Below are 10,809 nucleotides of genomic sequence, written 5' to 3' on the forward strand. Positions count from 1 at the left end.
CCACTGTAGGCACCCCGGCGCGCGCTGTCTGCCATCCCTTCGCACAATAGTGCGAGCAGACAATGGGCGGATGACGGCCTTTATATTTTGGTAGCGAATGGGAATGAAATTGCTCTGGCGGTGATTTGCGACGGCGCGTCGCGACGTTTTTGCTGCCAGGGAGCGAAAAGAGGGCAAAGCGTTTTCTTATCCGGCTACGAGAGGCGCAATGGCTCGCTTGCAATACCCTAGTGATCTGGTAGTCTTTAAGCACACGATCCCGATGGGAGATGAACGATGAAACACCTAGCCAGGATTCTGGCCCTTACCGGCCTTGCCGCGTCCCTTGTGCTCGGTTTTGCCGTAACCGGCCGTGCCCAGGACCGCACGATCATCAATGTGAGCTACGATCCGACGCGTGAACTCTACCAGCAGTTCAACCGGGCCTTTATTGCTCATTGGCAGGAAACCCAGGGCGAGACGGTGGCTGTGCAGACCACCCATGGCGGCTCCGGCGCCCAGGCCCGCACCGTCATCGACGGCCTTGAGGCCGATGTGGTCACCCTGGCGCTCGAAAGCGACATCAATGCCATCTCCGACGCCGATCCGGCCCTCATCCCGGAAAACTGGCGCGGCACCCTCGAAAATAACAACGCCCCCTACACCTCGACCATCGTCTTCCTGGTCCGCAAGGGTAACCCCAAGGGTCTCAATGACTGGGGCGACCTGATCAAGGATGGCGTCGAAGTCATCACCCCAAATCCCAAGACCTCGGGTGGCGCCCGCTGGAACCTGCTGGCCGGCTGGGCCTGGGCCAAGGCGCAACCCGGCGGCAGCGACGAAACTGCCAAGGCTTATGTGACCGATCTTTATAAGCACGTCCCCGTGCTCGATACCGGTGCGCGTGGCTCCACCACCACATTCGTACAGCGCGGCATTGGCGATGTGCTGCTGGCCTGGGAAAACGAAGCCTATCTGGCGCTCGAAGAACTCGGCCCCGACGCCTTCGACATCGTCACCCCCTCGGTGTCGATCCTGGCCGAACCGCCGGTGGCCCTCGTCGTCGGCAATGCCGAAAGGAAGGGCAATACCGACCTTGCCACAGCCTATCTGCAATATCTCTATTCCGACGAAGGCCAGAAGATCGCGGCCGCCAATTACTACCGCCCCTTCAAGCCCGAGGCCGCCGCCCCCGAAGATATCGCCCGCTTTGGCGAAGTGAACCTCGTCACCATCGAAGCCTTCGGCGGCTGGCGCAAAGCCCAACCCGAATTCTTCGGCGATGGCGGCGTGTTCGACCAGATTTACGCGCAGTAAGCATCCAATAAACACGCCGGCGTGACAGGCCGGCGCTCTAACCAGTAGACCTCATGGTGAGCCTGTCGAACCACGAGGTCGTGGCACCATCTCGCCCGCCCACTCAGCCTCCCCTCGCCCCTTGTAGGAGAGGGACAGATCACTCTTCGTCCAGAAGAATGATCAGGGTGAGAAGGCCATGAGAGCTATGCTCGAATGGCGCAAGCCCGCCCATGCTTCAACGCTTGCGGAAACAACCCCTCATCCGTCCGTCGGGCACCTTCTCCCTCAAGGAGAGAAGGAAGAGGCATCGTTCACCGGCAAAAAACTCAATGCACCGTCACCGGCCCCACCGGCGACCCCGGACCTTCGCCCACCTTGGGCCCGGCCCAAAACACCACATAAAGCAGCTCCACCCCCGCCGCGTCGGTAATCTCGATCGACCGCGGCGCCCGCGCGTCTCCGCCGGTGCTCATCGCACGATCGATGATCGCCCGGCCCAGCTCTGCGGCATTGTGTTCGGCAGCATCAAGATCGCTGAATTCGCTCCCATCGATATCGCGGATCAGCTCGTCATCGGTGCGGTAATGGAAAAAATAGCGGGGCATGGACATCTCCCTCGCCGGTAGAACTTCCAGCAGCGCCCGAGGGTTGCGCGCCGCCAGCGACAAATCACATCACTCAGCTTGGCACCTTCCCGCCGATCAGTCGAGGGGGGCTATCCCATGATAGCCATGCCGCTGCCACAGCAGGGGCCTGCGGCTGGTCGTGGTCTCGGCCTCGATGATCGCACCGGCAAACAGCACATGCGTGCCCGTTTCCATCGCCCCGATCACCTCGCAATCGAACGCCGTCACCGCCCCCAGCAGCATCGGGTTGCCCGATGGCCACCGCGCCCAATCGCCCACGCCAAAGCGCTCGGCCGGGTCGAGCCGCCCGGCAAAGGCGTCCGCCACTGCCGCCTGGTCGTCGGCCAGCATGGCAATCGAAAATCCGCTTGTCTTGGCGATCAGGTCCGCCATGCGGCTGACAATGTCGATGGAAATCAGCAAAGCCGGCGGCGTCGCCGACAGCGAGATTACCGATGTCGCCGTCCGCCCGATCACTTCATCGCCGCGCCGCGTCGTCACCACGCTCACGGTCGAGGCCATCGCCGCCATGGCCGAGCGGAACTCGGCATTGCCGACCGTCGGCCGGCGCGGCGACCGCAACGCCATACTATCTGGCAATTCGAAATCGGCCATCTCTGTCGTCACGATCCTTCTCCCGCACGCTCGGAAAAGAGGTCGCGGAATTTATTGGGCACGCCTTCCATCGCCTTGGCATTGGCGGGCGGCGTGCCTTTTTCGACTATGTTCGGCCACAGCCTCGCATATTTGCGGTTCAATTCCACCCAGCTCTCCAGCCCGCTTTCGCTATCGGACTTGATCGCGTCGATCGGGCATTCCGGCTCGCACACCCCGCAATCTATGCACTCGTCGGAGTTGATGACCAGCATGTTTTCACCCTCATAGAAGCAATCCACGGGGCAAACCTCCACGCAATCCATATGCTTGCAGGCAATGCAATCTTCAGTGACGACATAGGTCATAGGCAGTCTCGAATATAGGAGCAGGCCTCGTGGCACGAACCACGAGGTCGTGGCACAATCTCGCCCGCCCACCGCATCTCCCTCGGGCTCGACCCGAGGGCCATTCTCAACACGGCACCAGCGGCGAAAGGCCCTCGGGTCAAGCCCGAGGGAGCATCAGCGGCCGGGGAAGCGTCACAAGCTCACCCCAAATTCGCTTCGGCAAACTCATAATTCGCCAGCTTGTCGAGGAAATTGGTCACATAATCCGGCCGCCGGTTGCGGAAATCGACATAATAGCTGTGCTCCCACACATCGAGCCCCAGCAGCGGCTTGCCTTCGCCTGTCGCCAGCGGATTGGAGCCATTCGGCGTCTTGGTCACCTTGAGCTTGCCATCGGTGCCGAGCACCAGCCAGGCCCAGCCTGAACCGAATTGCGTGGTCGCCGCCGTCTTGAACGCATCCTTGAATGCCTCCACGCTCCCCAGATCGCTCACGATCTTGGCTTCGAGCTTGCCCGGCAGCGCGCCACCCTTGGGCGACAGGGCATTCCAGAAATGGATGTGGTTCCAATGCTGCCCGGCATTGTTGAACACCGGCGCCAGATCCGCCTTGCCATTGGCAAAAGCGATGATTTCCTCCAGCGACTTGCCGGCGAGATCGGCATTCTTCTCAACGAACCCGTTGAGCGCCGTCACATAGGCCTGGTGATGCTTGTCATGGTGTAGTTCGAGCGTTTCCTGGCTCATGCCGCGCTCGGCAAGCGCGCTATGGGCATAGGGCAGGGCGGGAAGTTCAAAGGCCATTTCCGGTTCCTCTTTGGTCTTGCAGCCAGCGCCGCTTGCTTTTTGGCGCCGGCCCGTTTAATTTCCAAGCAATGACTTTGAAAACCCATTCGCCAGATATGTCAAGCCAGACCTTGGAAAATGCGGCCTGGTCGCCGCGCAGCCCGTCCGAGCGCGTGCTGATGGCGCTCAAAATGCATGGCGCGCTGTCCTCGTCAGCGCTCGGCAACCTGCTGGGCACGTCAGGCGAAGCGGCGCGTCAGCAACTCGTGCGCCTTGCCGATGAGGGTCTGGTCGCCGCTTCCAGCGAGGCCCGCGGGGTAGGGCGCCCCACCCAAAGCTGGTCGCTCACGCCCGCCGCCCAGTCGCGCTTCCCCGATACCCATGCCGCGCTCACCGTGCAGCTGCTCGATATCGTCCGCTCTTCGCTCGGCCCCGCCGCGCTCGATACCATCATCGCCGCCCGCGAAGCCGAAACCCGCGCCGCCTATGAAACCGTTATCGCCGACCAGCTCAGCCTGCGCGACAAGGTCGCCGCCCTGACTGACCTGCGCTCCGCCGAAGGCTATATGGCCGATTGGCGCGAGCAGCCCGATGGCTCGCTGCTGCTGGTCGAAAATCATTGCCCCATTTGCGCTGCCGCCACCGCCTGCCAAGGCTTTTGCCGCGCCGAACTCGACGTCTTCCGCTCGGTCCTCGGGCCAGACATCGAAGTCACCCGCGAGGAACACATCGTGGCCGGCGGCCGCCGCTGCAGCTACGCCATCCGGGAAGCCCAATGACCACCGACAATCCCCGCCCGCCCGTCGGCACGCGCCAGCAGCGCACCGGCTGGGAAACGCCCGCCCAGCTCGATGAAGCCATGATCGCCGCCGTGGTCGACGCTTTCTACGCCGAGGCCCGCCGCGACCCCGTCATCGGCCCGGTCTTCAATCGCGTCATCCCGCCCGAACACTGGCCCCAGCACATCGCCACCATCACCGATTTCTGGAGCTCCATGCTGCTCGGCACCGGCCGCTATGCCGGCCGTCCCATGCCCAAGCACATGGCCATTCCCGAACTCTCGGACGCCCATTTCATGCGCTGGCTGCGCCTCTTCCGCGAGACCGCCGAAAAGCTCTGCCCACCCGACATCGCCGCCCTTTTCACCGAACGCTCCGAACGCATCGGCAACAGCTTCCGCATGAACATCGCCATGCGCCGCGGCGACGACATCACCCGCATGGGCCCGCTGCAGCGCGAAACCCCAAGCTGGACCCCGCCGGAATAAGGGCGCCTTCTCGCCCCAACCACGGCGCCACCCCTCTCCCCTCGTGGGAGAGGGACAGATTTTCTGCGTCCAGCAGAAAATCAGGGTGAGGGGGCTGCGCCCTCCCATGCTTCAATGCCAGAAGACCCCCTCATCCGCCCTGCGGGCACCTTCTCCCACGAGGGGAGAAGGGAAGTCCCACAACACCAATATTCCCCTCACCCCACCATTCCACCCTCCAGGCCCAACCGATAATCTCCCGAACACCCCGCGCGCAGAATTATTTTCCATACCACCACGCCCAAAAGCCAACCCTCCACCTTGAGAAACTCGACTGAAACGGTAGTTTCACCCGCGCCGAACCGCGTTGAGAGGTCGACATGAACTGTGCCGCCAAAACCCCTGCCGTCCGGATATCCGCTTGAGCGCCGCCGCATCTGCGCTATCGCGCTCGCGCAAGCGCAACGTGATCCCCGGGTTCGGCCTGACGCTCGGCTTCACGCTGACCTATTTTTCCCTGATCATCCTGATCCCGCTGCTGGCTCTGGCCATCCGCTCGGCCGGCCTGGGCTTTGATGGCTTCTGGAAAGCCGCCACCGATCCGCGCGTGCTCGGGTCCCTCCGTGTCAGCTTCGTTACCGCGCTGATCGCCGCCGGCGTCAACGTGGTCTTCGGCACCCTGATCGCCTGGGTCCTGGTGCGTTACCGTTTCCCCGGCCGCCGCATTTTCGACGCCATCATCGATCTGCCCTTTGCTTTGCCCACGGCCGTTGCCGGCATTGCGCTCACCGCCATCTACGCTCCCAATGGCACGATCGGCGCGCTGTTCGCCCCCTTTGGCATCCGCATTGCTTACACGCCGATCGGCATCGTCATCGCCATGATCTTCATTGGCCTGCCCTTCGTCGTGCGCACCATCCAACCCATTCTCGAAGAGGTCAGCCACGAGGTCGAGGAGGCCAGTGCCACCCTGGGCGCCACCCGTTTCCAGACCATCACCCGCGTCATCCTCCCCAGCCTCACCCCGGCGATTCTCACCGGCTTTGCGCTCGCCTTCGCCCGCGGCGTCGGTGAATATGGCTCCATCATCTTCATCGCCGGCAATATCCCCTTCGTGTCGGAAATAGCTCCGCTGCTGATCTATATTCGCCTGCAGGAATTCAACTATGTCGGGGCCACCGTGATCGCATCGGTGATGCTGCTGATCTCCTTTGCCCTGCTGTTTGCCATCAATCTGATCCAGGCCTGGAGCCGCAGAAGGTATGGCTATGGCGACTAAACTCCGCGCCCGCCGTCATCGCCGCGTTTCGCCCACCAGCGAAAGCCGTCTTGCCCAATGGACGCTGATTGGCCTGTCCTTGCTGTTCATGGGCGTCATTCTGGTGCTGCCGCTTTATGCGGTGTTCCACGAGGCCCTGGCCAAGGGCATCGGCACTTTCTTTGCCGCCTTTGCCGAGCCCGATGCCCAGGCCGCCATCCGCCTGACGCTGCTGGTTGCGGCCATCGCCGTGCCGCTCAACGTCATTTTCGGCCTCGCGGCCTCCTGGGCCATCGCCAAGTTCGAATTCAAGGGCAAGGCCTTCCTGATCACCCTGATCGACCTGCCGTTTTCGGTGTCCCCGGTCATTTCGGGCCTGGTCTATGTGCTGCTGTTCGGGGCAGGGAGCTTCCTCGGCCCCTTTCTCAAATCCTACGGCATCGAAGTGCTGTTCGCGCTGCCCGGCATCGTGCTGGCCACCATTTTCGTCACCTTCCCCTTCGTCGCCCGCGAGCTGATCCCGCTGATGCAGGATCAGGGCACCGGAGACGAAGAAGCCGCGCTTTCGCTGGGCGCCAATGGCTGGCAAACCTTCTTTCGCGTCACCCTGCCCAATATCAAATGGGGCCTGCTTTACGGCGTACTGCTGTGCAATGCCCGCGCCATGGGCGAGTTCGGCGCAGTCGCCGTCGTGTCCGGCAAAATTCGCGGCCAGACCACCACCATGCCGCTGCAGGTGGAAATGCTTTACAACGAATATAATGCCACTGCCGCCTTCGCGCTGGCTTCGCTATTGGCCCTTCTGGCCCTGGTGACGCTGGTGTTGAAATCGGCCCTGGAATGGCGTTTCGGCGATGAAGTCGCCGCCGCCGAACGGTAATTTGGAGAATCTGGGCCTATGGAAGTTCGTGTAGCCAATGTGCGCAAGGAATTTGACCGGTTCCCCGCACTTCATGATGTCTCGCTCGATATCCGCTCGGGCGAGCTGATTGCGCTGCTTGGTCCATCCGGCTCAGGCAAGACCACTTTGTTGCGCCTCATCGCGGGCCTCGAAATGCCCACCGCCGGCAAGATTTTCTTCGGCGATACCGATGCCTCGGAAAAGACCGTGCAGGAGCGCAATATCGGCTTCGTGTTCCAGCACTATGCCCTGTTCCGCCACATGACCATTCTGGAAAACATCTCCTTCGGCCTCAAGGTCCGTCCGCGCTCCACCCGCCCGCCCGCCGGCGAAATCCGCCGCCGCGCCATGGAATTGCTTGATCTGGTCCAGCTGTCCGGCCTCGAAAAGCGCTATCCCAACCAGCTCTCCGGCGGCCAGCGCCAGCGCGTCGCGCTGGCCCGCGCTCTCGCCATCGAGCCCGGTGTGCTGCTGCTCGACGAGCCCTTCGGTGCGCTGGACGCCCAGGTTCGCCGCGAGCTGCGCAAATGGCTGCGCGAAATCCACGACCGCACCGGCCACACCACCGTCTTCGTCACCCACGATCAGGAAGAAGCCCTGGAACTGTCCGACCGCCTCTGCGTCATGAGCCAGGGCAAGATCGAACAGGTCGGCTCCCCCGACGAGGTCTACGATCACCCAACCTCGCCCTTCGTCTTCGGTTTTATCGGCGATTCCAGCGAATTGCCCGTCACCATCGAAAATGGCGAAGTCTGGGTCGGCGGCCGCGCCATCGGCATTCCTGCCCACGACACGCCCACCGGCCCCGCGCGCCTCTATTTCCGCCCGCATGATGCCGATCTGATCGAGGCCGACGCCTCCATGGCCGGCGTCGTCACCGCCAGCCGCCGCGTCGGCGGCACCCGCCGCGTCGAACTCGAAGTCGGCGGCGACGGCCACAAGGTCGAAATCGACCTCCCCTTCGACCACCCCGCCGGCGAAAAAACCCGCCTCTCCTTCCGCCCCAAACGCTGGAAACTGTTTCCCGCCGCTTGAGAGCCACTGACCCGTCCCTCCCCCTATCAGGGGGAGGCTAGGAGGGGGTATCCCATAGTGCTAATCTGCCCAAACCTTTGGGGGCAGGGCGATGAACAAAGTAGCGCTGGCACAGCAATTGCGGCTCGAACAGACGCCGCCTGAGCGCCGGTTCTGGGCCATGTTATACACTTTCCGGCAATCCGGCTGGCACTTCCGCCGGCAAGCTCCCATTGGTCCCTACATTGTCGACTTCGTCTGCAAACGCGCCCGCGTGGTCTTTGAAATCGACGGCGAAAGCCATTTTTCTGAAGCCGGAATGGCCGCCGATCGCATCCGCACCCAATACTTGGAAAGCCGCGGCTATCGCGTGATTCGCTTCACCAATCATGAGGTGATGACGAGCGGCGACGGGGTGTACGTCCTGGTCAGCGGGATTTTGGACGAGGCCGGAGGTACCCCCACCTAACCTCCCCCTGATAGGGGGAGGAATATCTCCACTCTAGAACTGGATCGCGTCACAATCACAGGCCGGTCCCTCCCCCTATCAGGGGGAGGCTAGGAGGGGGTATCCCAACAAAAGCTCCTCATCCGCACCTACTCCTCGTCCCCCTTCACCGCCTCCATGGACACATGCGTCGACGTATGCGCTACGTGCGGCAGCGCCGAGATCTTCTCCCCCAGCACCTCGCGATAATCCGCAATATCCTTGGTCCGCACCTTGAGCAGATAGTCAAAGCTCGACGCGATCATGTGGCATTGCTCGACTTCCTTGATCGCCCGCACCGCCTTGTTGAACGCTGCCAGCGCCGCCGCCCGCGTGTCTGATAGCTTCACCTCGACAAAGGCCACATGCGGCAGCCCAAGCCGCTTGGGGTCGATCACCGCTCGATAGCCCAGAATATACCCGGCCTTCTCGAGCCGCCCGATCCGCGCCTGGCACGGCGTTTTGCTCAGGTTCACCCGCCGGCTCAGCTCCGCCACGCTGATCCGCCCATCCCGCGCCAGCTCGTCCAATATCCGGCGATCCGTCTGGTCCAAAGTCTCGTAGCTAACGGTTTTCATGGGCGTAAATCCTATCCGACGCCCAATCAATAACGTCTTCACGCGGCCAGCACCACAAAATCAGGCGAAACGCCTTTCAAACTCATGTCATTCTGCAGCTCTACCAGTGCCCAAGAGCGCCCCCATGACCGACATCGCCGCCGCCCGCCAGTCCCTCCGCGACCGCAACCTCGCCCCCGAGGCCCCCCTGGTCCGCCAGCTCATCGCCGATACCGGCCTCGATGCATCAGCGCGGCGAAAGATCTCCGCCCATGCCGAAGCCCTGGTCACCACCGTCCGCAAGGGCAATCGTCTGGGCCTCATGGAGAGCTTCCTCGCCGAATATGGCCTCGCCACCGACGAAGGCGTCGCCCTCATGAGCCTGGCCGAAGCCCTGCTGCGCGTGCCCGATGCCGAAACCATCGATGCCCTCATTCACGACAAGGTCGGCGGCTCCAATTGGTCGTCCCATTTCGGCGCCTCCGCTAACCAGCTGGTCAACTTCTCCTCCTGGGCGCTGAGCCTCACTGCCGACGTGCTGGGCGACCCCGAGATCGGCCCAAAAAACGCCCTCCATCGCGCCATTGCCCGCCTGGGCGAACCGGTCATCCGCACCGCCGTCGGCCAGGCCATGCGCCTGCTCGGCAGCCAGTTCGTCTTCGGCCGCACCATTGACGAGGCCATCGTCAATGCCAAAAAGCCGGAATCCATCGGCTATCGCTATTCCTACGACATGCTGGGCGAAGCCGCCCGCACATCAGCTGACGCCGCCCGCTATTTCGACGCCTATATGTCCGCCATCAATTCGCTGGCGCCCCACTGCACCGCCGCCTCGGTCCGCGACAATCCCGGCATTTCGGTCAAGCTCTCCGCGCTCCACCCCCGCTACGAGTTCGCGCAACGCTCCCGCGTCATGACCGAACTGGTTGAAGCGACTCGCCAATTGGCCCTCGCCGCCAAATCCGCGAACATGGGCTTCAATATCGATGCCGAAGAGGCCGACCGCCTCGATCTCTCCCTCGACATCATCGCCGAAGTCCTCGCCACTCCCGAGCTGGCCGGTTGGGACGGCTTCGGTGTCGTCGTCCAGGCCTATGGCAAGCGCGTCCTGCCGCTGATCGATTGGCTCGACGCCACTGCTAAATCGCTCAACCGCCGCATCATGGTGCGCCTGGTCAAGGGCGCCTATTGGGATGCCGAAATCAAGCGCGCCCAGGTCATGGGCCTGCCCGATTACCCGGTCTATACCCGCAAGGCCGCGACCGATATCAGCTACATTGCCGCCGCCAGAAAACTCTTCACCAAGGCCTCGATCTATCCCCAATTCGCCAGCCACAATGCCCACACGGCCGCCGCCGTGCTGCATCTGGCCGCCGAAGCGGGCAGGGGCCCCGACAGCTACGAATTCCAGCGCCTGCACGGCATGGGCGAACGCCTGCACGACGTCCTGCGTACCTCCGCCGGCACCCGCACCCGCATCTACGCTCCCGTCGGCGCCCACAAAGACCTGCTCGCCTACCTCGTCCGCCGCCTCCTCGAAAACGGCGCCAACGGCTCCTTCGTCTACCAGATCGCCGACGAAGACATCCCCGCCGCCACCGTGGCAGAGGACCCAATCGGCAAAGTGCTGGCCCGCGATTCCGCCCCGACCACTAGCAGCCACCTCCCCCTTGAAGGGGCAGGCCAGGAGGGGGTGGGGGAGCGCCCCTATGT

13 protein-coding genes are annotated in these 10,809 nt (G+C 62.9%); 8 read left to right on the forward strand and 5 right to left on the reverse strand.

From position 1 onward, the window contains the following. The first annotated feature begins 276 nt into the window (after window positions 1-276). The gene (locus FF80_RS03455; RefSeq protein ID WP_035097533.1) at window positions 277-1,296 is read left to right on the forward strand and encodes a sulfate ABC transporter substrate-binding protein; all 1,020 of its coding nucleotides are present in this window, start codon (window positions 277-279) and stop codon (window positions 1,294-1,296) included. Between the two features lie 308 nt (window positions 1,297-1,604). Here FF80_RS03455 and FF80_RS03460 read toward each other — a convergent pair whose 3' ends face one another. The 4 genes from FF80_RS03460 to FF80_RS03475 all read right to left on the reverse strand — a co-directional run bounded on the left by FF80_RS03460 (window position 1,605) and on the right by FF80_RS03475 (window position 3,651). After that, window positions 1,605-1,883, reverse strand: coding sequence for a hypothetical protein (locus FF80_RS03460; protein WP_035097535.1), 279 nt, complete (start codon window positions 1,881-1,883; stop codon window positions 1,605-1,607). 96 nt (window positions 1,884-1,979) lie between these two features. After that, a complete protein-coding gene (locus FF80_RS03465; protein WP_152558246.1) occupies window positions 1,980-2,531 on the reverse strand; it encodes a flavin reductase family protein in 552 nt (183 codons plus the stop codon). Next, window positions 2,528-2,866 (reverse strand): ferredoxin FdxA, encoded by a 339-nt coding sequence (gene fdxA / locus FF80_RS03470; protein WP_035097536.1) that lies wholly within the window; start codon window positions 2,864-2,866, stop codon window positions 2,528-2,530. The genes FF80_RS03465 and fdxA overlap by 4 nt, the downstream gene beginning before the upstream one ends. 182 nt (window positions 2,867-3,048) lie before the next feature. Further along, entirely contained in the window at window positions 3,049-3,651 is a 603-nt protein-coding gene (locus tag FF80_RS03475; protein WP_035097537.1) for a superoxide dismutase, read from the reverse strand. Window positions 3,652-3,749: 98 nt separating this feature from the next. Between FF80_RS03475 and FF80_RS03480 the strand changes: the two genes are divergently transcribed. From FF80_RS03480 to FF80_RS03505, 6 genes are all read left to right on the forward strand, one after another. Further along, a complete protein-coding gene (locus FF80_RS03480; protein ID WP_052153128.1) occupies window positions 3,750-4,412 on the forward strand; it encodes a transcriptional regulator in 663 nt (220 codons plus the stop codon). An 80-nt stretch (window positions 4,413-4,492) separates the two neighbouring features. Then, window positions 4,493-4,900: a group III truncated hemoglobin gene (locus FF80_RS03485; RefSeq protein ID WP_052153130.1), complete on the forward strand. Its 408-nt coding sequence runs from the start codon at window positions 4,493-4,495 to the stop codon at window positions 4,898-4,900. Between the two features lie 400 nt (window positions 4,901-5,300). Further along, a complete protein-coding gene (gene cysT, locus FF80_RS03490) occupies window positions 5,301-6,158 on the forward strand; it encodes a sulfate ABC transporter permease subunit CysT (protein ID WP_035097539.1) in 858 nt (285 codons plus the stop codon). Continuing rightward, complete coding sequence (cysW, locus tag FF80_RS03495; protein WP_035097540.1) at window positions 6,142-7,017, forward strand: sulfate ABC transporter permease subunit CysW; 876 nt, start codon at window positions 6,142-6,144, stop codon at window positions 7,015-7,017. The genes cysT and cysW overlap by 17 nt, the downstream gene beginning before the upstream one ends. Window positions 7,018-7,035: 18 nt before the next feature. Next, window positions 7,036-8,073 (forward strand): sulfate/molybdate ABC transporter ATP-binding protein, encoded by a 1,038-nt coding sequence (locus FF80_RS03500; protein WP_035097542.1) that lies wholly within the window; start codon window positions 7,036-7,038, stop codon window positions 8,071-8,073. Window positions 8,074-8,164: 91 nt separating this feature from the next. Further along, window positions 8,165-8,521 (forward strand): endonuclease domain-containing protein, encoded by a 357-nt coding sequence (locus FF80_RS03505; RefSeq protein WP_035097544.1) that lies wholly within the window; start codon window positions 8,165-8,167, stop codon window positions 8,519-8,521. A 128-nt stretch (window positions 8,522-8,649) separates the two neighbouring features. Here FF80_RS03505 and FF80_RS03510 read toward each other — a convergent pair whose 3' ends face one another. Beyond that, window positions 8,650-9,117, reverse strand: a complete 468-nt coding sequence (locus tag FF80_RS03510) for an Lrp/AsnC ligand binding domain-containing protein (RefSeq protein ID WP_035097545.1) — start codon at window positions 9,115-9,117, stop codon at window positions 8,650-8,652. Window positions 9,118-9,241: 124 nt separating this feature from the next. Between FF80_RS03510 and FF80_RS03515 the strand changes: the two genes are divergently transcribed. Beyond that, window positions 9,242-10,809: proline dehydrogenase family protein (locus FF80_RS03515; protein ID WP_200877152.1), on the forward strand; the 1,568-nt coding region annotated here is incomplete at its 3' end.

Source organism: Devosia sp. LC5, from assembly GCF_000735585.1.
Classification (GTDB): Bacteria; Pseudomonadota; Alphaproteobacteria; order Rhizobiales; family Devosiaceae; genus Devosia.